At 66.2% G+C, this 19,778-nt stretch carries 20 protein-coding genes; 9 read left to right on the top strand and 11 right to left on the bottom strand.

Annotated features, from left to right (window positions below; all coding sequences use genetic code 11):
* Positions 1–131: 131 nt before the first annotated feature.
* From gatA to rpsU, 5 genes are all read right to left on the bottom strand, one after another.
* Entirely contained in the window at positions 132–1,616 is a 1,485-nt protein-coding gene (gene gatA, locus VO57_007325; GenBank protein XBL71134.1) for an Asp-tRNA(Asn)/Glu-tRNA(Gln) amidotransferase subunit GatA, read from the bottom strand.
* A gap of 128 nt (positions 1,617–1,744) precedes the next feature.
* Positions 1,745–2,047, bottom strand: a complete 303-nt coding sequence (gene gatC / locus VO57_007320; protein ID XBL71133.1) for an Asp-tRNA(Asn)/Glu-tRNA(Gln) amidotransferase subunit GatC — start codon at positions 2,045–2,047, stop codon at positions 1,745–1,747.
* 56 nt (positions 2,048–2,103) lie between these two features.
* Entirely contained in the window at positions 2,104–3,849 is a 1,746-nt protein-coding gene (locus VO57_007315; protein ID XBL71132.1) for a DUF4153 domain-containing protein, read from the bottom strand.
* Positions 3,850–3,886: 37 nt separating this feature from the next.
* Positions 3,887–4,495, bottom strand: a complete 609-nt coding sequence (locus tag VO57_007310; protein ID XBL71131.1) for an FKBP-type peptidyl-prolyl cis-trans isomerase — start codon at positions 4,493–4,495, stop codon at positions 3,887–3,889.
* A 162-nt stretch (positions 4,496–4,657) separates the two neighbouring features.
* Positions 4,658–4,861 carry a 30S ribosomal protein S21 gene (gene rpsU / locus VO57_007305; GenBank protein XBL71130.1) on the bottom strand — a complete coding sequence of 68 codons (204 nt, stop codon included), beginning with the start codon at positions 4,859–4,861 and terminating at the stop codon, positions 4,658–4,660.
* Between the two features lie 224 nt (positions 4,862–5,085).
* Between rpsU and crcB the strand changes: the two genes are divergently transcribed.
* From crcB to VO57_007275, 6 genes are read left to right on the top strand one after another with little or no spacing between them, the layout of a single operon-like run.
* Positions 5,086–5,496 carry a fluoride efflux transporter CrcB gene (crcB, locus tag VO57_007300; protein XBL71129.1) on the top strand — a complete coding sequence of 137 codons (411 nt, stop codon included), beginning with the start codon at positions 5,086–5,088 and terminating at the stop codon, positions 5,494–5,496.
* Between the two features lie 3 nt (positions 5,497–5,499).
* Positions 5,500–6,666, top strand: a complete 1,167-nt coding sequence (locus VO57_007295) for an RluA family pseudouridine synthase (GenBank protein ID XBL71128.1) — start codon at positions 5,500–5,502, stop codon at positions 6,664–6,666.
* A complete protein-coding gene (locus tag VO57_007290; GenBank protein ID XBL71127.1) occupies positions 6,666–7,265 on the top strand; it encodes an FMN-binding negative transcriptional regulator in 600 nt (199 codons plus the stop codon). Before VO57_007295 ends, VO57_007290 begins: the two co-directional genes overlap by 1 nt.
* The gene (locus VO57_007285) at positions 7,262–7,921 is read left to right on the top strand and encodes an HAD-IA family hydrolase (GenBank protein XBL71126.1); all 660 of its coding nucleotides are present in this window, start codon (positions 7,262–7,264) and stop codon (positions 7,919–7,921) included. The genes VO57_007290 and VO57_007285 overlap by 4 nt, the downstream gene beginning before the upstream one ends.
* Positions 7,911–8,153: a hypothetical protein gene (locus VO57_007280; protein XBL71125.1), complete on the top strand. Its 243-nt coding sequence runs from the start codon at positions 7,911–7,913 to the stop codon at positions 8,151–8,153. Before VO57_007285 ends, VO57_007280 begins: the two co-directional genes overlap by 11 nt.
* On the top strand, positions 8,150–8,851 hold the full coding sequence (locus VO57_007275; GenBank protein XBL71124.1) for an ATP12 family protein: 702 nt from the start codon (positions 8,150–8,152) through the stop codon (positions 8,849–8,851). Before VO57_007280 ends, VO57_007275 begins: the two co-directional genes overlap by 4 nt.
* Before the next feature lie 50 nt (positions 8,852–8,901).
* On the opposite strand, the gene VO57_007270 is transcribed toward VO57_007275, so the two are convergent.
* The 4 genes from VO57_007270 to VO57_007255 are packed head-to-tail and all read right to left on the bottom strand — an operon-like array spanning position 8,902 to position 12,457.
* Positions 8,902–9,495, bottom strand: a complete 594-nt coding sequence (locus tag VO57_007270) for an ABC-type transport auxiliary lipoprotein family protein (protein XBL71123.1) — start codon at positions 9,493–9,495, stop codon at positions 8,902–8,904.
* A gap of 20 nt (positions 9,496–9,515) precedes the next feature.
* Complete coding sequence (locus VO57_007265; protein XBL71122.1) at positions 9,516–10,469, bottom strand: MlaD family protein; 954 nt, start codon at positions 10,467–10,469, stop codon at positions 9,516–9,518.
* 42 nt (positions 10,470–10,511) lie between these two features.
* Complete coding sequence (locus VO57_007260) at positions 10,512–11,348, bottom strand: ABC transporter ATP-binding protein (GenBank protein ID XBL71121.1); 837 nt, start codon at positions 11,346–11,348, stop codon at positions 10,512–10,514.
* Complete coding sequence (locus tag VO57_007255; GenBank protein XBL71120.1) at positions 11,345–12,457, bottom strand: ABC transporter permease; 1,113 nt, start codon at positions 12,455–12,457, stop codon at positions 11,345–11,347. The genes VO57_007260 and VO57_007255 overlap by 4 nt, the downstream gene beginning before the upstream one ends.
* An 82-nt stretch (positions 12,458–12,539) precedes the next feature.
* Between VO57_007255 and VO57_007250 the strand changes: the two genes are divergently transcribed.
* From VO57_007250 to VO57_007240, 3 genes are all read left to right on the top strand, one after another.
* On the top strand, positions 12,540–15,296 hold the full coding sequence (locus VO57_007250; GenBank protein ID XBL71119.1) for a valine--tRNA ligase: 2,757 nt from the start codon (positions 12,540–12,542) through the stop codon (positions 15,294–15,296).
* Between the two features lie 52 nt (positions 15,297–15,348).
* Positions 15,349–16,164 (top strand): M90 family metallopeptidase, encoded by an 816-nt coding sequence (locus VO57_007245; GenBank protein XBL71118.1) that lies wholly within the window; start codon positions 15,349–15,351, stop codon positions 16,162–16,164.
* A gap of 189 nt (positions 16,165–16,353) precedes the next feature.
* Positions 16,354–17,088, top strand: coding sequence for a 7-carboxy-7-deazaguanine synthase QueE (locus VO57_007240; protein ID XBL71117.1), 735 nt, complete (start codon positions 16,354–16,356; stop codon positions 17,086–17,088).
* Positions 17,089–17,211: 123 nt separating this feature from the next.
* On the opposite strand, the gene VO57_007235 is transcribed toward VO57_007240, so the two are convergent.
* Together VO57_007235 and VO57_007230 are read right to left on the bottom strand one after the other, a co-directional pair.
* Complete coding sequence (locus VO57_007235; protein ID XBL71116.1) at positions 17,212–18,903, bottom strand: DUF87 domain-containing protein; 1,692 nt, start codon at positions 18,901–18,903, stop codon at positions 17,212–17,214.
* A 102-nt stretch (positions 18,904–19,005) separates the two neighbouring features.
* Positions 19,006–19,776 carry a TIGR02186 family protein gene (locus VO57_007230; protein XBL71115.1) on the bottom strand — a complete coding sequence of 257 codons (771 nt, stop codon included), beginning with the start codon at positions 19,774–19,776 and terminating at the stop codon, positions 19,006–19,008.
* Positions 19,777–19,778: the final 2 nt, after the last annotated feature.

Raw genomic sequence — 19,778 nt, 5'->3', positions numbered from 1 at the left:
TGCCTGCCTGATCGCTCGCCGCGTCGGTCGAGCTGCCACCGTCCCTGATCCAGCCGATCGCGGCGAGGACAATGAAGACCGCCACCGCGAGTATCACCAGGAACGTCAAGGCGTTCAGGCAGCCTCTCATCTCACCACCACTTCTCCGGCTTCGCATCGAACCCGCTGCGCTGCTCGATCGCCAGGCCGGCGTTGAGCACGCCCTGCTCGTCGAAGGCCTTGCCGATGATCTGGAGGCCCAGCGGCAGGCCGTCGCCGTTGAGCATGGCGGGCACGCTCATCGCGGGCAGGCCGGCCAGCGAGGCCGGCACGGCGAACACGTCGTTGAGGTACATCGCCAGCGGATCGCCGTCGAAGCCGCCCAGCGGAAAGGCCGCGTTGGGGGTGGTCGGCGCGAGGATCAGGTCGCACTCCCCCCACGCCTTCTCGAAGTCCTGCGCCACCAGCGTGCGGATCTTCTGCGCCTGCGTGTAATAGGCGTCGTAGAAGCCCGCGCTGAGCACATAGGTGCCGATCAGAATGCGCCGCTTCACCTCGTCGCCGAAGCCCGCCGCGCGGGTGGCCGCGTACATGTCCTGCAGGCCAGCCCCTTCGGGCAGGTCGCGCAGGCCGTAGCGCACGCCGTCATAGCGCGCGAGGTTGGAGGAGGCTTCTGCCGGGGCGATGATGTAATAGGCGGGCAGCGCGTATTTGGTGTGCGGCAGCGAGATATCGACGATCTCGGCGCCTGCGTCGCGCAGCCATTCCTTGCCCCGCTCCCAGCTATCGAGGATCGCCTGATCGGTCCCCTCCATGCGATATTCGCTCGGAATGCCGACCTTCTTGCCGGTGAGGTCGGGGTTAAGGCCCTTCTCCCACTCGGGCACGGGCATATCGAGCGAAGTTGAATCCTTGGGGTCGAACCCGGCCATCGCCTCCAGCATGATCGCGCAATCGGTGACGTCGCGCGCCATCGGCCCCGCCTGGTCGAGGCTGGACGCGAAGGCGACCACGCCCCAGCGCGAACAGCGACCGTAGGTTGGCTTGATGCCGGTAATGCCGGTCACTGCCGCAGGCTGGCGGATCGAGCCGCCGGTGTCGGTGCCCGTCGCAGCCGGTGCCAGCCGCGCGGCAACGGCGGTAGAGGAACCACCCGAAGACCCGCCCGGGATCAGCGCAGCATTGCTGCCCGCCTTCTTCCACGGCGAGAGGACGTTGCCGAAATAGCTCGTCTCGTTCGACGAACCCATCGCGAACTGGTCGAGGTTGAGCTTGCCGAGCATCCCCGCGCCCGCCTTCCACAGGTTGGCCGATACGGTGCTTTCGTACTGCGGCACGAAGCCTTCGAGGATGTGGCTGGCAGCCGTGGTCTGCACGCCGTAGGTGCAGAACAGGTCCTTCATGCCGATCGGCACGCCGCCCATCTTGCCCAGATCCTCGCCCTTCGCGCGCTTCGCATCGATGGCGTCGGCGGCTTCGAGAGCTTTCTCCGGCGTGGCGACGATGAAGGCGTTCAGGTCCTTCGCGGCGGCGACATTGGCGTTGAAGGCTTCGGCCACTTCGCGCGCGGTGAAATCGCCGCCGGCGACCCCGTCGCGGATGGCTTTGACGCCGAGATTGGTAAGGTCTTCGCTCATTTAATATCCGTTCGTCCTGAGCCTGTCGAAGGGCGAACCCATCGGTCCAGGCCATGCCCGCGCTTCGGAGTCGGAGACGGCGCTATGCACCACCGGCTCAGCACGAGCGGGAATTTCCGAGACCGAGACTACTCGATCACCTTGGGCACGCCGAAAAATCCGTGCTCGGCAGCGGGCGCATTGGCGAGCACATCCTCGCGCCGCCCGCCGGCGGTCAGCGGATCGGCATCGACCACGTCGTCGCGCAGCCGCGTCGCTTGCGGGATCACGGCGGTCATCGGCTCGACCGAGGAGGTATCGACCTCGCCCAGCTGCTCGACCCAGCCCAGGATATTGTTGAGTTCGGGGACCATGCGATCCAGCTCCGCGTCATCCATCCGGATGCGCGCGAGGCTGGCGATCTTGGCCACTTCTTCGCGGGTGATTGACATGAAGCTGCGTTAGCCGCGCCGCACCGCAGCATCAAGCGGGAGTACGGCCTAAAACGTCACTTGAAGGGTTCGCCCACCGGCTCGCCATCGACATAGAGCTGGCGACCTTCGAAGGGGCGGATTTCAGCTTCGGGAGGCCCTTCACGGCCAGGTTCGTCCAAATCAACGGCCATTTCGAAGGGTTGCTCCAATAACCGACCTTGCCTTGCATAATATTGGGTGACGTCTCCACCTTCGGCGACACCCAAATACTCAGGGTTGGAGCCGCTAGTGACGAGCACCAGGCGATCGCCCGAGGGAAGCATGCCCGCTTCGATCGCAGCGCAAGGATACTCGGAGGTGCACATGTTTCGATTGGCTAGCAGATAGTCTTCGATGGCAGATTGCAACGCGTCGTCCCCGCCCTGCCAACTGATTGAGAGAGACTCCGGCGCCTGTCTCTCACCTGCCCAGCGATAGGGCCGCGCCTCCTGCGACTGAGCCTGCCGCGCACCCTTTGCTATCGCTTCGTTGTCAGACCCCGCGAGCCGTTGCAGCGCCCGGCGCCCCGGCTCCCCGAAATCCCACTTGAGCGCGGAGAAATCGAACTCCTCCACCGAAATCGCGCCGCTCTTCAGCCGCGCCAGCTGGTCGCTGGTCGAGATCGCACCGAAATTGAGGACCGGCAGCGCAAGGAACAGCGCGAACAAAGCCGTCCCCAGCCCCAGCTTCAGGTTCGATGCCCGCAACCGATCGCGCCAGCTTCCCCGCGCACCCACCAGCGCGTCGACGAAATAGGCGAGCCCGAATGCGACCGCGACGATCAGCGAACACAGCGCCCACAGCCGTTCGGGCGAAAGGCCGTGCTGGTCGATCCGCACGCCGGTGGAGATCGCGGCGAAAACCGTCAGCGGCAGAATGCCGAGCGCCAGCGCATAGCCCGACCACTTGAGCACCGGCCCGCCGACCATGTCCGCATCCCGGTCGCGCAGCACCGCATTGGCGAGTACGTAGGCGCCGATCGCGATCGAGAGCAGCACCGGGGTCGCGCTGTCGGTCGCGTTCCACAGCACGCTGGGTCCCGAGACGACCACCGCGCCGAGGAACACGGCGATGGCCACTGCGAGCGGGAGTGCGAGGATCGAGAGGACCAGCAGCACGACGGATTGCAGCGTGCCGATGATCTTCAGCTGGTTGCGCAGCGTGCCCAGCCCCGCGCCCAGCGTCAGCCCGGCATAGGTCGCGGTGAACCAGTCCTGCTGCACCAGATCGCGCAAGGGAATGCCCACCAGATCGAACAGCGATGCGAGCAGCCAGATCAGCAGCCAGGCGATCAGGAAGAACGCGAGTGCACCCGCGCCGGTGATGGCGTCGGTCCACACGAAATAGTGGATGTCCTTGTAATCGGTCCGCAGGCGGCGATGGAGGAAATCGGCTTGGAACAGCGGCACCGCCAGCAGGCAGGCGAATACCCCGGCGGCGATCGCATAGCCGCCATCTGCGATATCATTGCCCGCGCCGACCGCACGCCAGGTCAGCCCGCCGACGATCAGGCCGGTGACGACAGAGAAGATCGCAGGGGCGAGGTATCGCCCGCGCTCGGCAGTGAAGACGAAGGCTCCACAGGCGAAAGGGATGAACGCTGCCCCCGCCACGCGCGGGCCGCTGTCGTTTGCATGGTGGAGCAGGAGATGGATGGCGAGGCCTGCCACGCCGAGCAGGCCTGCAAACAGCCAGGGGCGCAGATGCCACAGCGATTCGGCCCGGTTGCGGGCGGTGGCGGGCTCGGCCTCGCCACCATCCATCGTCTTGTCGTCAACCATGGTCCGCTCCCCATCAAGGAGCGGCTCTATACCCGCCTTATTGCGGCGGGGCAGCCCCTTCCGGCATCGGCGCTGCGTCGGGCGGCGGCAGTTCGCCCGGAGCCATGCCCGGCATCGCGCCCTGCTGCTGCATCAGCGCGGTGATCATCGCCACGCGCCGGTCGAATTCCTCGCGGCTCATGAAATCGATCAGTTCGACATCGAAGGTCAGATCGGCATTGGGCGGGATCGGTGCGCCGGCGGGCGGCTCTGCGCCGTAGCCCTGGTCGGCGGGAATATGCAGTTCGTACTTGCCGCCCTTCTGCATCTGCTTCGCGCCTTCGGTGAAGCCGGGGATCATGTTGCCCAGCGGCAGCGGGTTGCCTTCGGGGAAGATGCCCTGTGCCTGCGGGGGCAGAGGCAGCGGGCGCGATTCGTCGAACACGGTGCCATCGTCGAGGCGGCCGACATAATTCACGAAAATCACGTCGTCATCGCTCGGGCTGGGGCCGGTGCCCGGCTGGACCACGGTCAGTTCGACACCCTTGGGCGAAAGGCTCCACGCGAGCAGCACCGCCAGGGCGACTGCGACGATGACGCCGATCCACAGCTTGGCGAGCGAGCCCTTCGCAATCGGGCGGAGGGGGACGCGCGTAATTTCTGTCATCTGGTCGGATCCTGGAAGGCTGTTTGAAGCAATACTGGATGAATGGCGCGCACAAACGCCAAACGGCTCGCGCCCATCTGGCGCAAGCCGTTCACCAGTTCAAGGCTGGGCGTTCAATGCTGTGGGCGGGCACGCTGCACGGATGCAGAGCACCCACCGGGCCTAGCGGCCGTCGCGCTCTGCGCGCTTACGCTCGAGCTTGCGAGCGCGGCGAACGGCGGCAGCCTTTTCACGGGCGCGCTTTTCGCTCGGCTTTTCGTAGTGGCGGCGCAGCTTCATCTCGCGATAGACGCCTTCACGCTGCAGCTTCTTCTTGAGTGCCCGCAGCGCTTGGTCGACATTGTTATCGCGAACGATGATTTGCATAAAAAGAAACGCCTTTCAGTTCATAGCCCTGCGATTCGCGCCGAAGCACGAAAAGCCCGGAATTGTCACATGGAAGAGGCCGGCAACGCCGAAGCGGCCAGCTTCAATGGGCGCTACATAGCCAAAATAGGCCCCTCGCGCAAGCATCTGCGCGTTTCATTTGTGCTGCCATGCGCGTGCCCGCTTGGCGCGGGGCTCGCGCAAAGATAGGGTTGCACGCGAAAATGACCAGTCTTTCCCCCATCACAGCCTCTTTATGCGTCGCATTCGGCGGCGGAATGGGCGCGTTGCTGCGCTACCAGCTGGGCCGCGCAATGACCGCGCTGCTCTCGATCCAGCCGGTCGGTGGCTTCCCCTGGCCGACTTTTGCTGCCAATGGCATCGGCGGGCTCGGCATGGGGCTGCTGGTCGGGTGCCTCGCACGCGGACTGGGCGGCGATTTCGAAGAGCCTGCCCGGCTGATGCTGGGCGTCGGCCTGCTCGGCGGGTTCACCACCTTTTCCTCCTTCAGCTTGGAAACCTGGCTGCTGATCGAGGACGGCCAGCTGGGCATTGCGCTGCTATACATCGCTGCCTCGGTCGTCCTGTCGATCGCCGCGCTGGTTTGCGGCCTCACCATCACACGAGTGTTCTGATCAATGCCGGAAAATGAAAAGCGCCCCGAAAAGGGAGAGGTCCGGCAATACACCGTGGCCGAGGATGACGAGGGCGTGCGGCTGGACCGCTGGTTCAAGCGTCACCTGCCCGAAGTCGGCTTCGCCACCGTCGCGCGCTGGGCGCGGACCGGGCAGATCCGGGTCGACGGCGCGCGGGCAAAGCCCGACGACCGGCTCACCCAGGGGCAGGTACTGCGCATCCCCCCGGGCAATCCGGCGCGCGCGAAGACCCCGCCCCGCCGCCGCGAGCTGACCGAGGACCAGAAGGCGCAGGCACGCGCGATGGTGATCAAGGAGACGCCGAACGCGATCGTGCTCAACAAGCCTCCGGGCCTTGCAACGCAGGGCGGCAGCAAGACCTTCAGCCATGTCGACGGCCTGCTCGACGCCTTCGTCGAGGGTGACGGCCCTCGCCCTCGCCTCGTCCACCGGCTCGACAAGGATACCTCCGGCGTCCTGCTGATCGCGCGCACGCCCGGGAGCGCGGCGGCGTTCAGCAAGCGGTTCGCGGGTCGCAGTGCGAAGAAGGTCTACTGGGCGCTGGTGGTCGGCGTGCCCGAACAGCACGTGGGTGAGATCGACGCCCCACTCGCCAAGCAGCCGGGCACCGGCGGCGAGAAGATGCATGTCGACACGGAAGGCGGACAACCGGCCAAGACGCGCTACCGCGTGGTCGAGCGGGCGGGCAACCGCGCCGCCTGGCTCGAACTCGAACCGCTGACCGGCCGCACCCACCAGCTGCGCGTGCATTGCGCGGCGATGGGCCACCCGATCGTGGGCGATGGCAAGTATGGCGGACAGGAAGCCTTCCTGACCGGCAGCGTCAGCCGCAAGATGCACCTCCACGCGCGCCGCCTGATCATCAGCCAGCCCGGCGGCGGCCAGCTGGACGTCACCGCCGAACTGCCCGAGCACTTCGCCGCGACGATGGAGCAGATGGGCTTCGACCTCTCACTGAGCGATGCGCAGCCGCTGCGCGAAGAGGCCCCGCCCAAGACCAAGGCGGAGAAGAAGCAGGACGCGAAGCAGCACGCCAAGCAGTACCGCAAGGCGCGCCGGGGCGAACGCCGCTCGCGCACCGTCTCCAAGGCGACCGCCAAGAGCAAGGCGCGCGCCAAGCCGAAGGGCAAAGGTGGGGGCAAGCGCTGATGCACCCCAACCCGCTGTTCCGGTCCGATGATCGCCAGCTGTTCGAAACGCTGATCGACCAGATCGGCTTCGGGATGGTATTCCTGACCACGCCGGATGGCCCGCGCGTGGCGCACACGCCGCTGCTCTCGACCGGAGACGGTGCGGTCCAGTTCCACCTCGCACGCGGCAATGCGCTGACCCGCCATCTCAACGGCGCGACCGCGCTGATCACGCTGAACGGGCCGGACGCCTACGTTTCTCCCCGCTGGTACGACAACCGCGATACGGTGCCTACATGGGACTACGTCGCGCTGGAGCTGGAAGGCCGCGTGCGGCGGATGGCGGACGAGGGGCTGGAAGCCTTCCTCCACGCCGCGATCGCCAAGCACGAGGCACGGATCGAGGGCGAGCCCTGGCGGGCGGAGGAAACGAGCGAGGCGACTTGGGGCGGGCTGTTCCGCGGGATCGCCGGGTTCGAGATGGAAGTGCAGGCCTGGCGCCCCACCCTCAAGCTGTCGCAGAAGAAGAGCCCCCAAGAACGCGCGCGAATTGCCGATGGGCAGGAGGCCGCCGGCCGGCCCGCCCTCGCCGCGCTGATGCGGAGCCTCGGCGCATGAGCGTGCGGCTCGCGGTGTTCGATTGCGACGGCACGCTGGTCGACGGGCAGGCGGCGGTGTGCGATTCGATGGAGGTTGCTTTTGCTGAGGTCGGCCTGCCGCAGCCGGATCGCAACGCGGTACGGCGGATCGTCGGCCTCAGCCTGCTGCAGGCGGTGCGCCAGCTGGTCCCCGATGCGGAGCACGAGACGACGCTGGAAGTGGTCGAGGCCTACAAGGCCAGCTTTCGCGCGACGCGGGAAAGCGGTGCCCTGCGCGAACCGCTCTACCCCGGCATTCGCGAGACGCTGCACGCCTTGCGCGATGCGGGGTGGAGCCTTGCGGTCGCGACCGGCAAATCGGATCGCGGGCTGATCGCCACCCTCGCCGCCAACGACCTGTCCGACCTGTTCGAAAGCCTGCAGACCGCCGATCGCCACCCGTCCAAGCCGCATCCCGCGATGCTGGAGGCGGCGCTGGTCGAATGCGGTGCGCAGGCGAGCGATGCGGTGATGATCGGCGACACCTCCTTCGATATCGACATGGCGAAATGCGCGGGCGTAGCGCCGATCGGCGTCGCCTGGGGCTACCACGAGCCTGCCGAGCTGCTGCGCGCCGGCGCGGTCTCGGTGGCCGATGCGCCCAGCCAGCTGACGGAGTTGATCCTTGCCCGATAATGCCCCCGAACGTGCGCCCGACCACTCTGGGGAGGAACGCGCCGCGCGCCGTTACTGGCTGCTGCAATTCATCCGGCTGGCGGGCATCTTCGTCACCTTCACCGGCGCGATGATGGTCGCGGACCGGATCGAGGGCGGCGCATTCGGCCCGATCCTGTTCGTCGCCGGGCCGCTGCTGTTCTTCATCGTGCCCGTCCTGCTCGCCAAGCACTGGAAGCGGCAGAACCCGTGAAGCGATTCTGGAAAGAGGCGACGCTGCGCGCGGTCGAGGGCGGCTGGCAGGTCTGGCTGGACGAACGCGCGGTAAAGACGCGCGGCGGTGCGCCGCAGGTGGTGCCGACCCGCGCACTCGGCGAGCTTCTGCGCGCAGAGTGGGCCGCAACGGGCGAGGAATTCGCCCCGGAAGACCTGCCGCTGCGCGATCTGGCCGATCGCGCGATCGATGCCGCGCGCGCAGCACCCGAACCGATAATCACCCGCCTGCTGGGCTTCGCCGATGGCGACACGCTCTGCTATCGCGCGGAACCTGACGAGGCGATAGCACACCGGCAGGCCGAGGTGTGGGAGCCGATCATCGGGAGGATCGAGGCCGATCTGGGCATACAGCTGACCCGCACCCACGGCATCCTCCACCGCCCTCAGTCAGAGCAGAGCCTCGCTGCGATCCGCAGTCGTCTCGAAACGGAGAACGCCTTCGCGCTGGTCGGGCTGGACATTGCCGCATCGCTCGCCGCGTCACTGTGCATCGCGCTCGCCGGGCTGGACGAGGATGCAGACCCGCAGGCGCTATGGGGCGCGGCCAACCTCGAACAGGACTGGCAGGCAGAACGCTGGGGCTTCGACGAAGAGGCGCTGTCGCGCCGCAACGAACGCGAAGCCGAGTTCACCAAGGCGCTGGCCTTCGCGCGAGCCGCCCGCGCAAAGGACTAGGTGCCCTTCCCTTCCTGAATAGCGCGGGTGTCTGCGGGTACTCCCGCGCCCTAGCGACCGATCCAGTCGGCCACGTCGATCGCGACCTGGTTGGCCGCATCGTTCAGCGCAACGCCGACCGGCGAAGCCTCTGCAGGAACGCCGGGCACGCGCGCGGTGAAGCGGCGGGTCTGCAGTTTCCCGCCATTCTCGCGGATCGCGTCGTAGGTGACCACCACCGCGCCACTGCGCGCATCATAGCCGAATTCGCGCAGGGTTCCGCGCAGCACGCTGTCCGACGCGGCGCGGCTTTCGACATCGTCCAGCACCAGTCGCCCGGTCCGCTCGCGGATCGTGGTGACGAGCAGGTTCTGGAACAGCTTGCTGGGCCGGTCGACCCACACCGCATCCTTCAGATAGGCGATGGTCGAGGGATCGACCTGCACCGGCACGCGGGTGACGGACAGGCTGCCCGGCACCTCCGGCTGGCGCACGGTCAGCACGCCGCTCGCCTCGCCTCCCGGCCCGGCGCCCTCGGCGATCTGGACCGACGGCGTCAGGGTGAGCAGCGCGGGCGGCGGGTCTTCGCCGAAGCTGATGCAGCCGCCCAGCGCGAGCGTGGCGGTGGCCAGGATCGAAAGGCGCAGGCTGGCCATGCGAGGCATGCGGGTTGCGGGCACGTCGATCAATCCTCCGGTTCGTAATCGGGCAGCTTGGGCGAGTTGATCAGGTCGGACGCGCCCTTGTCCTCGATCCGCTGGGTCAGGCTGCGCAGCGAACGGCTGGTCGCCTGCAGGTCTTCCAGCGTGGCATTCGCACTCGGCAGGGTCTTTTCGTTGAGCGAGCGGACCGCAGGCTGCGCCTGTTCGAGCGTCTGGTTGAGCGTGTCGGCCGCCTGATTGGCTTTCTGCAGCGTCCCGCGCAGCTCCTTGGCCAGCGATTCGCCCTCGTTGTTGAGCAGTTCGTTCGCCGAATTGGTCGTCCGTTCGAAGGAATCGAGCGCTTCGCTCGCCTCGCGAAGGGTGATCTGCATCTCGGCAAGCGCGCCCTTGAGCTGCGGCGTGGCGTCCGCGACATCCGCAGTCACCCGGTTGGTGTTGCGCAGGATGCCCGAAAGTTCGCGCTGGTTGTCGTCCGACAGCAGCATGGTCAGCCGCTCGGTCAGAGTCGACAGGCGCTCCAGCAGCAATGGCGCATTGGCGAGGATTTCGCCGAACCCGCCGGCCTTGGGCGGAATCACCGGCGCGCCTTCGGGGCACGCGGTGGTTTCGCAGGTGATCGGCGGGCGGCCCTTGCGCGCGCCGTCCAGCAGGATGGTCGAAACCCCGGTGAAAGAGCTCTGCACGGTGGCGGTCGTGCCGACCAGCACGGGCACTTCGGGCTTTACCGCGATGCGCACGCGGACGAATTCGGGATCGGTCTCCCACAGCGAGATGTCGCGCACCTGCCCCACCGGCACCCCGGCGAAGGAGACGGAGCTGCCATTGGCAAGCCCGGCGACCGACTGCTTGAAGAAGATGTCGTATTCCTTGCGGTCGTTCTCGCCCAGTCCCGCGATCCACACGATGAACAGCGCAAGCGCGGCGAGCAAGAGGAGCGTGACCGCACCCACCCAGACATGGTTGGCTCTTGTTTCCATGTGCGTCCCTATGCCCGCGAATGGACGGGCTTGTCCATCGCGCTAACCATCCACCGGCTTCCCCTGCGCCGCACGCCCGCGCGGGCCGTTGAAGTATTCCTGAATCCAAGGATGGTCCATTTCCAGAAGTTCGGGGATCGTGCCCACCGCAATCACCTTCTTGTCGGCCAGCACCGCGACCCGGTCGCAGATCGCGAACAGGGTATCGAGGTCGTGGGTGATCAGGAACACGGTCAGCCCCAGCGTTTCCTTCAGCCCGCGCAGCAGCTCGTCGAAGGCAGAGGCGCCGATCGGATCGAGCCCGGCGGTCGGTTCGTCCAGAAACAGCAGTTCCGGATCGATCGCGAGCGCGCGGGCGAGCCCGGCGCGCTTCTTCATCCCGCCGGAAAGTTCGGACGGGAACTTGGAGGTCGCTTCCTCGGGCAGGCCCGACATGACGACCTTGTAGCGCGCGATCTCGCGGGCGATCTCAGCGTCGAGGTCGGGGTAGAACTGCGTGATCGGCACTTCCACGTTCTCGCCCACGGTCAGGGTGGAGAACAGTGCCCCGCCTTGGAACAGCACGCCCCAGCGGTTGCGTACGCCCAGCGCCTCGTCCGGTTCGGCGTCGGTCATCGACTGGCCGAAGACCTCGATGTGCCCATCGTCGGGCTGCTGGAGGCCGATGATCGAGCGCATCAGCACGGACTTCCCCGTGCCCGACCCGCCGACCACGCCGAGAATCTCCCCGCGCTTCACATCCAGATCGAGGTCTTCGTGGATCACCTGATCACCGAAGGAATTGACCAGCCCGCGCACACGCACAGGGTACTCGCCCTGAAACCGCTCGTGCCGCTCAGGCTTTTCCTCGCCGAAAATCTCGTTGACGATAGTGTTCATCCCCAGCCGATCCCGGTGAAGAACACCGCAAAGAATGCGTCGAGCACGATGACCGTGAAGATCGCCTGGACCACCGCCTTGGTCGTGCGCAGCCCGACTTCCTCGGAATTGCCGCGCACCTGCATCCCCTGATAGCAGCCCGACATGCCGACGATCAGGCCGAACACCGGGGCCTTGATCATCCCCACCCACACATCGTGGGCCGGCACGACCTCGTGGATGCGCATCAGGAAGGTCCAGAAGGGAATGCCCAGCATCACGTCGGACACCACCGCCCCGCCGATGATCGCCATGCACGAGGCATAGAAGCCCAGCAGGATCATCATGAACACGCAGGCGACCAGCCGCGGGATCACCAGCACCTCGACCGGCGAGATGCCGATCGTGCGCATCGCGTCGATCTCTTCGGTCAGTTTCATCGTGCCGATCTGCGCCGCGAAGGCCGATCCGGATCGGCCCGCGACCATGATTGCGGTCATCAGCACGCCCAGTTCGCGCAAGGTGATTCGGCCGACCAGGTTCACCGTCAGCGCCTCGGCCCCGAAGGCCTGCAGCTGCACCGCGCCCTGCTGCGCGATGACGATCCCGATCAGGAAGCTCATCAAGCCGATGATGGGCAGCGCGTTGACGCCGACCGATTCGAACTGATGCACCATCGCGCGATGGCGGAACCGGCGCGGATGGCGAATCAGCGAGGCCGCGCCCGCCAGTATCTGTCCGAAAAAGCCGACCACGCTGACGATCCCGCGCCCGGCTTCGAACACTTTTTCGCCCATTGCTTCGGGCGCGCGCGTCAGCAGCGGCAGCCGCGGGGCGGAGACATCGGAGCTGTTGGCGCTCTCGCCCACCGCTGTCAGCAGGCGGTCGGCCCGTTCGCTGGCATTTTCGATCGAGGCGGAGTGATTGCGCGCCAGCGTGCAGGCGAACCAGGCACCGACAGTGTCGATCTCGCTCACCTCGGCAAGGTCGATCACGTCGATATCATCGTCCAGCTTGCGCAGGCCGCGGTCGACATTGGCGATGGTGGAAAGCAGGTACGGGCCTTTGAGCCGCAGGACCGTGCGCCCCCCATCCCCCTTGTCCAGAGTATAGTCCGCCTCGGTCGCCATCGGGCAACGCTATGCGGGCAAAGCGTTATGATCACAAGCCGTGTGGTGACAATCGCGTCTCGCGCTGCTTATGGCACACACCATGACGAACACGCTCTCGACCACCTTCGACCCCGCCGACATCGAAGCGCGCTGGTACGCGCATTGGGAACAGAATGGCTGCTTCCGGCCCGAACGCCCGGATGCGGAACCCTTCACCATCGTCAACCCGCCGCCCAACGTCACCGGCAGCCTGCATATCGGCCACGCGCTCGACAACACCTTGCAGGACATCGTCGTCCGTTACGAACGGCTGCGCGGCAAGGATGCGCTGTGGGTGGTCGGCATGGACCATGCCGGTATCGCCACGCAGATGGTGGTCGAGCGGCAGCTGGAAGCGAAGCAGGACAAGCGCACCAACTACTCCCGCGAGGACTTCATCCAGAAGGTGTGGGAGTGGAAGGCCGAAAGCGGCGGTGCCATTACGGGCCAGCTGCGCCGCCTGGGCTGCTCGATGGACTGGTCGCGTGAACAATTCACGATGGACGAGCATTTCAGCAAAGCCGTCACCAAGGTGTTCGTCGACCTGTACAACGACGGGCTGATCTACCGCGACAAGCGGCTGGTGAACTGGGACCCGAAGCTGAAGACCGCGATTTCGGACCTCGAAGTCGAGCAGCAGACGATCGCCGGCAGCTTCTGGCACTTCCGCTATCCGCTGGAAGAGGGCGTAACTCTGGCCGATGGTCGTGACTATATCGAGGTCGCCACCACCCGCCCCGAAACGATGCTGGCCGACATGGCCGTGGCGGTTCATCCGACCGACGAGCGCTACGCATCGGTCGTTGGCAAGCATGTGATCCTGCCGATCACCGGGCGCCGCATCCCCATCGTGGCGGACGAGCATGCCGACCCCGAACTGGGTTCGGGCGCGGTGAAGATCACCCCGGGGCACGACTTCAACGATTTCGAGGTCGGCAAGCGCGCCGGGTTCAAGCCCGCCGAGATGCTCAACATGCTCGATCAGAACGGCGATGTCGTGCAGACAGCCGACGGGCTGGTGCCCGAGGAGTTCATCGGCCTCCACCGCTTCCGCCGCGACGAACTGAACGGCGCGCGCGAAGCCGTCGTCGCGCGGCTCAAGGCCGACGGCTACCTGATCCCGCACATCGCCAGGACCAAGAAGGGCGAGGAAGTCGAGCACGACGCTGAACCGCGCCAGATCGCGACGCCTTTCGGTGATCGCGGCGGCGTGGTGATCGAGCCGTGGTTGACCGACCAGTGGTATGTCGACGCCGAAAAGCTCGCGGTGAAGCCGATCGAGGCGGTGCGTAGCGGCGAGGTCGAGATCGTCCCCAAGACCTGGGAGAAGACCTTCTTCAACTGGATGGAGAACATCCAGCCGTGGTGCGTTTCGCGCCAGCTGTGGTGGGGGCACCGCATTCCGGCATGGTACGCCGACGATGGCCGCGTGATCGTGGCCGAGGATGCCGACGCGGCGCAAAGCCTCGCCGGGCCGGGCGTCAGCCTGGTTCAGGACGACGACGTTCTCGACACGTGGTTCTCCAGCGCCCTGTGGCCCTTCGCCACGCTCGGCTGGCCGGAAAAGACCGACCTGCTCGAAAAGCACTATCCCAACTCGCTGCTGATCTCGGGCTTCGACATCCTGTTCTTTTGGGACGCGCGGATGCTGATGGCGGGCTATTTCAACACCGGACAGAAGCCGTGGGAGAAGCTGTACCTCCACGGCCTCGTGCGCGCCGCCGACGGCTCCAAGATGAGCAAGTCGAAGGGCAACGTGGTCGATCCGCTGATCCTGATCGACCAGTACGGCGCGGATGCGCTGCGCTTCTTCATGGCGGCGATGGAAAGCCAGGGCCGCGACATCAAGATGGATGAGAAGCGGGTCGAGGGGTATCGCAACTTCGCCACCAAGCTGTGGAACGCAGTCCGCTACTGCCAGACCAACGGCATCGGCGCGTCGCAGTCCATCGCCGCGCCCGAAGCCCGCCTCGCGGTCAATTCGTGGATCATCGGCGAGGTGATCGAGACCAAGGCGACGATCGAGAAGGCGCTGGCCGACCTGCGCTTCGATGCCGCCGCCAACGCGATCTACCACTTCGTGTGGGATCGCTTCTGCGACTGGTATCTGGAGCTGATCAAACCAGTCTTCGCCGGCGACGCCGCGGATGCGGACAGCCCGCCGGCGCAGGAAACCCGCGCGGTTGCCGGGTGGGCGATCGACCAGATCCTGGTCATGCTGCACCCCTTCATGCCCTTCGTCACCGAGGAGCTGTGGCATGCTCAGGCGCAGTTCCAGGGCGGCGAGCGCCCCTACGAGCTGATGCTGGCCGCATGGCCCGATCCGCAGGCCGAGGTCGACGCCGATGCTGTCGCCGCGATCGACTGGGTCATCGCGCTGACCACCGCAGTCCGCGGAGCCAAGAGCGAGCTGGGCATTGCCCCGGGCGCGAAGCTGGAGGCATGGCTGCCCGCCCCCTCCCCGCTGGCGACCCGCGTGGTCGAGCGCAGCGCGGCGGCGATCGAGCGCCTTGCCCGCCTCACCCCGCTGCATCTGGGCGAGGAAGCTCCCGCAGGTCCGGCGATGCAGGTCGCGGCGGGCGAGGATGCGTTCATCATCCCGCTGGAAGGCCACGTCGATGTCGAGGCGGAAAAGGCGCGTCTGACCAAGGCGATGGAGGCGAGCCAGAAGGAGTTCGGCTCGCTCGACAAGCGTCTGTCCAACCCCTCCTTCGTCGAAAAGGCCAAGCCGGAAGCGGTGGAGAAGGCGAAAGCGGACGCGGCCTTCCACGCCAGCGAGATCGACCGGCTGCGCGCTGCACTGGCAAGACTGGGGTAAGTCGGAGGATCGCCCTCTACGAAAACCGTGAGAGCGATCCTACTTCTGCCCAATGACGCCCTGGATCATTCTCGGCATTGCGCTGCTCGGTGCCGCTTTCGTGCTTTACCGAGGTTACGCGAAGCGGCGCAGGCGCAGGGCGTTGCTGGCGTCCGCGCTATCGGCGGAGCAGCGCGCGACGGTCGAGAGGCTGGTGCCGCTTGTGCGTCGCCTGCCCGAACCCACGCGGGCCGCGCTGGAGGGGAAGATCAATCTCTTCCTCGATCAGATCACCTTCCGCGGCCAGAACGGGCTCGAAGTCAGTGACGACATGCGGCTGTCCATTGCGGCGCAGGCCTGCCTGCTGATCGTCAACAGCCCGGTCTGGTACGATACGCTCAGGAACGTGCTGATCTACCCGTCGGCCTTCCTCACCAACCGCGACACGCATGACGGCCAGTTCGTGCACGAGAACACGCACGCGACGCTGGGTGAAAGCTGGGCCCGTGGCCCGGTAATCCTGGCATGGGACCACGCGCTGCAGGGCGGTCTGGATGCCGAGGACGGGCATAATGTGGTGATCCACGAATTCGCGCACCAGCTGGATGGCCTCTCGGGCCACACCAACGGCATCCCGCTGCTGCGCAAGGGGCAGGCCTATGCGGGTTGGGAAAAGGCCATGCTCGACGCCTTTCAGGACCAAGTCCGGCGTGTCGAGAATGGGCAATCCACTCTGATCGACCCCTATGGCGCGACCAGCCATCAGGAGTTTTTCGCCGAAGCGATCGTCACCTTCTTCGAGCGACCTCTCGCGATGCGCGACCAGATGCCGGCGCTGTACGAGCAGCTGGCAAGGCTGCTCGCGCTGGACCCCGCCCAATGGGACTGATGTTGCGGGCGGGCAGCATCTGTACCCCACCGACTGCCGCGCGATTTCCTACTGCCCTGATTTCTGGCAAGACCGACCGATGATCGCCCTTCCCTCCACCACCGGCATCCGTGTTGCGTGCGCCCACAAAGGGGGCAGTTTTTCAACCCCTGGACTGTGTGTCAGGTGTGTCAGGAACCCTACAACGCGATGAGCCTCGTTCTCGCCACCGACGACACCGGCGGGCCGGAGATCTTCGCCTCGGTACAGGGCGAAGGGCCGAGCGCGGGCGAACCGACCGCCTTCGTGCGCCTGTCGCGCTGCAACCTTGCCTGCGTGTGGTGCGATACCGCCTATACCTGGCACTTTGCGGGTGACGAGCGGCCCCATCGCTCGGGCCAGACCTTCGATCGCAAGGCCAATCAGGTGACGCTGGAGGTGGAGGATGTCGCCGCGCGGATCGCGGCGCTAGGCCAGCGGCGGCTGGTAGTGACCGGGGGAGAGCCGATGTTGCAGGCCCCCGCCCTGGCGCAGCTACTCGCGCTGCTGCCCGACGTGACCGTGGAGATAGAGACCAACGGCACTGCCTTCCCCCCGCCCAAGCTCGAAGTGTGGGTCGACCAGTTCAATATCAGCCCCAAGCTCACCCACTCGGGCAATGCCCGCGAACTGGCGATCGTCCCCGCAGTGCTGCGCCGCTACGCCAGCGACGGGCGCGCGTTCTTCAAGTTCGTGGTCGCAGAACCTGCCGATGTCGAGGAAGTGCGCGAGGTCGTGCGGGCCAATGCCCTACCCCGCGGCCGCGTGTTCGTGATGGCCGAAGGCACCGACGGCGCGACGCTGCGCGCGCGGCAGGACTGGCTGGTGCCGCTGTGCCTCGAACACGGCTACCGCCTATCCGACCGGCTGCATATTCATCTGTTCGGCGATACGCGGGGCACGTAGTGTGTTGGTGCAGACCGCCCGCCCCGCCTCCCCACCCGGCCACCACATGATGGGTGTACCCTTGGTGGCCGGGTGGGGGGGCGGGGCGGGTGGCGACCGGTTCGCGCCAGCGAACCCCAAGAGCTACGCGTGCGATCTCCACCGGCGCACGACCCGCTCGATCGCCTCTTCCTCGCCGCCGGATTCGCTCCACAGCGCGCTGAAGCTGGGGTCTTCCGAGGCGGGGCGGCGGTGCTCCTCCAGCGTATCGAACGCGGCGCGGATGGGGATCGTCACGCCCTCGCCGCAGATGATGCACTCGCGGTTGCGCAACGCGGGGATCGCATCGAGGAAGCCGCGCGCCCCTTCGGGCATCGCGGCCTTGACGAAGGCCTGGTCGCGCTCGTTGTTGAGCCGCATGGAGATGATCGTGCCGCATTGCGACAGCACGCCCTCGGCGAGGTCCGACGGGCGCTGCGTGATGAGGCCCAGCGCGACGCCGTACTTGCGCCCTTCCTTGGCAATCCGGCTGAGCACCTTGCCGACCGAGGAATTGTCGAAGTTCTTCTCGTTCGGCACGTACCGGTGCGCCTCTTCACACACCAGCAGGATCGGGCGGGTGCGCTCCTCGCGCGCCCACACGGCATAGTCGAACACCAGCCGGCTCAGCACCGCAACCACGGTGCTGGTGATGTCGGACGGCACGCCGGAGACGTCGATCACGCAGATCGGCTTGCCATCGGTCGGCAGGCGGAAGATGCGCGAGAGGAACTCCGCCATCGTGTCGCCCACCAGCATGCCGGAGAACAGGAAGCGGTAGCGCGGATCGGACTTCACCTCGTCCAGCTTGGCCTTGATCCGCATGTAGGGCGCGGTGCCCGAAGCCTTCTCGAGCTCTCCCATCTCCTTGTTGAGCGCGGCGCTGAGGTCCGAGAGCATGTATGGCACCGGGGAATCGACGGTGATCTTGCCGAGGTCTTCGGCCATCCGGTTCTTGAGCCGCGCGGCGAGCAGGCACTTTGCAAGGATGTCCGCATCCCCCTGCCGCTCGTTCCCGCGACTGGTGAGCAGGATTTCGCAATGTTCCTCGAAGTTCATGAGCCAGTACGGCATCTTGAGGTTGCTCACATCCAGCGTCGCGCCGTTCTCCTTGAACGCGCTCGCATATTCGCCGTGCGGATCGACCATGATCACATGGCCCTGCGGCGCCGCTTCGCAGATGCGGTGCAGGATCAGCGCGGTGGCGGTCGACTTGCCCGTGCCCGTCGAACCCAGCAGCGCGAAGTGCTTGCCCAGCAGCGTGTCGATATAGAGCCCGGCGCGAATGTCGCGCGTGGGGAACACCGTGCCCACTTCGATATAGGAGCGTCCATCGCTCGCGAAAATGTGCCGCAGATCGCTGGTGCTGGCGGGAAAGACCATCCCGCCCGGCACCGGATAGCGCGTGATGCCGCGACGGAAGCCGTGGATCCGCCCGGTCAGCTTCTCTTCCCGGCCTTCGCCGAGAAAGTCGATCTCCGCGATGATGCCGCCGGTACCGCGCCGGTCGCGGCGCTGGCTGCGAATGGTGGCGAGCAGCCAGTTCTCGCCCGCGCGAATCTTCACCTGGCTGCCGACTTGGCCCGAGGCGATGATCGCGGGATCGGTGTCCTGCGCGCATTCGGACAGCCGTTCTGGATCGAGCGCGACGATCGCGCCGGCGCCCGATACGTCGAGGACCACACCCATCGGCTGGAGCGCGTTGTTGGCCGTCGGCGCATGCGCGGTATCGTCGTGGTCGACCGGCGCGGCCAGATCGGCACGCCCCTTGAAATCAAGACCCCCGAGATCCGTCATCGTGAATATCCCGCCCTTTTTGCGTGGCTCCGTCCGCTTGGAACCAGCGCTTGCGGTAACCGCGGCAGGGTTAAAAACCGGTCAAAATCATCGGGAAGAGGATTACGACCTGTTGAACAGTCGCCCTGCGAGCCAGCCCATGAACAGCGACAGCGCGATCGCGACAAGACCGTAGAACAGAGGTTCGCGGTCGGCGAAGACCTCCACAAACCGCTCGAACCCGACCTTGCGCACCGAGACCTCCGCCACCGCGCTGGCGAGTACGCGCCCGTCGCGAACCGCGAAGGTTTCCGCCGTGTACTGCCCGGTCTGAACATTGGACGGCAGGCCGATCCGCGCCTGATACAGGACGCCTTCGCGAACCTGCACGCCATCCTCGATCGTGCGATAGAGGCCCTGCCGCTCCCTCAGGTCGACCAGCCCGGCGCGAAAGCGCGCCTGCTCTTCCGGGTCGATCGAACCGGCCGGGCTGAGCTGGATGAACTCGGTCCCGAACTCGAAGATTGCCGCAGTCTTCTCATCCACGATCTGGTCGATCGGGCGGCTGGATGCGACTGCGAAATAGCTGGGGGCGGAGCGGAACGCGGTGCTTTCCGCATTCATCCAGATGCCGCCGATCTGGCGTTTCTCACGCAGGCGGATCGACTGGCTCGGCCCCTTCAGCACCACGATCACGTCGAAGTCCTTCTCGCGGCCCGTGGGGTCGATCACAGCGCCGAACAGCAGCAGGTCAGTGCCGGTGAAGCCTTGCCGCACCTGGACTTCCCTTTGCGACACTTCGGGCACCAGCACCGGGTCGGGCGAACCATTGCTCTGGCCGCACAGCGCAAACAGGCACATGATCGCAAAGGCGAAACGCCAGGGCGCGGTCATCG

The sequence above is a fragment of the Citromicrobium bathyomarinum genome, assembly GCA_001306305.2.
Classification (GTDB): Bacteria; Pseudomonadota; Alphaproteobacteria; order Sphingomonadales; family Sphingomonadaceae; genus Alteriqipengyuania; species Alteriqipengyuania bathyomarina.
This window is presented reverse-complemented; position numbering and strand designations above follow the sequence as displayed.

What these genes read in the sequence shown, in the direction of transcription:
- VO57_007230 (XBL71115.1), bottom strand. Translation starts at nt 19,776, where the DNA reads ATGACCGCGCCCTGGCGTTTCGCCTTTGCGATCATGTGCCTGTTTGCG.
- VO57_007235 (XBL71116.1), bottom strand. Translation starts at nt 18,903, where the DNA reads ATGACGGATCTCGGGGGTCTTGATTTCAAGGGGCGTGCCGATCTGGCC.
- VO57_007255 (XBL71120.1), bottom strand. Translation starts at nt 12,457, where the DNA reads ATGGCGACCGAGGCGGACTATACTCTGGACAAGGGGGATGGGGGGCGC.
- VO57_007315 (XBL71132.1), bottom strand. Translation starts at nt 3,849, where the DNA reads ATGGTTGACGACAAGACGATGGATGGTGGCGAGGCCGAGCCCGCCACC.
- VO57_007260 (XBL71121.1), bottom strand. Translation starts at nt 11,348, where the DNA reads ATGAACACTATCGTCAACGAGATTTTCGGCGAGGAAAAGCCTGAGCGG.
- crcB (XBL71129.1), top strand. Translation starts at nt 5,086, where the DNA reads ATGACCAGTCTTTCCCCCATCACAGCCTCTTTATGCGTCGCATTCGGC.
- VO57_007240 (XBL71117.1), top strand. Translation starts at nt 16,354, where the DNA reads ATGAGCCTCGTTCTCGCCACCGACGACACCGGCGGGCCGGAGATCTTC.
- VO57_007285 (XBL71126.1), top strand. Translation starts at nt 7,262, where the DNA reads ATGAGCGTGCGGCTCGCGGTGTTCGATTGCGACGGCACGCTGGTCGAC.
- VO57_007295 (XBL71128.1), top strand. Translation starts at nt 5,500, where the DNA reads ATGCCGGAAAATGAAAAGCGCCCCGAAAAGGGAGAGGTCCGGCAATAC.
- VO57_007270 (XBL71123.1), bottom strand. Translation starts at nt 9,495, where the DNA reads ATGCCTCGCATGGCCAGCCTGCGCCTTTCGATCCTGGCCACCGCCACG.
- VO57_007245 (XBL71118.1), top strand. Translation starts at nt 15,349, where the DNA reads ATGACGCCCTGGATCATTCTCGGCATTGCGCTGCTCGGTGCCGCTTTC.
- VO57_007290 (XBL71127.1), top strand. Translation starts at nt 6,666, where the DNA reads ATGCACCCCAACCCGCTGTTCCGGTCCGATGATCGCCAGCTGTTCGAA.
- VO57_007310 (XBL71131.1), bottom strand. Translation starts at nt 4,495, where the DNA reads ATGACAGAAATTACGCGCGTCCCCCTCCGCCCGATTGCGAAGGGCTCG.
- VO57_007250 (XBL71119.1), top strand. Translation starts at nt 12,540, where the DNA reads ATGACGAACACGCTCTCGACCACCTTCGACCCCGCCGACATCGAAGCG.
- gatA (XBL71134.1), bottom strand. Translation starts at nt 1,616, where the DNA reads ATGAGCGAAGACCTTACCAATCTCGGCGTCAAAGCCATCCGCGACGGG.
- VO57_007265 (XBL71122.1), bottom strand. Translation starts at nt 10,469, where the DNA reads ATGGAAACAAGAGCCAACCATGTCTGGGTGGGTGCGGTCACGCTCCTC.
- rpsU (XBL71130.1), bottom strand. Translation starts at nt 4,861, where the DNA reads ATGCAAATCATCGTTCGCGATAACAATGTCGACCAAGCGCTGCGGGCA.
- gatC (XBL71133.1), bottom strand. Translation starts at nt 2,047, where the DNA reads ATGTCAATCACCCGCGAAGAAGTGGCCAAGATCGCCAGCCTCGCGCGC.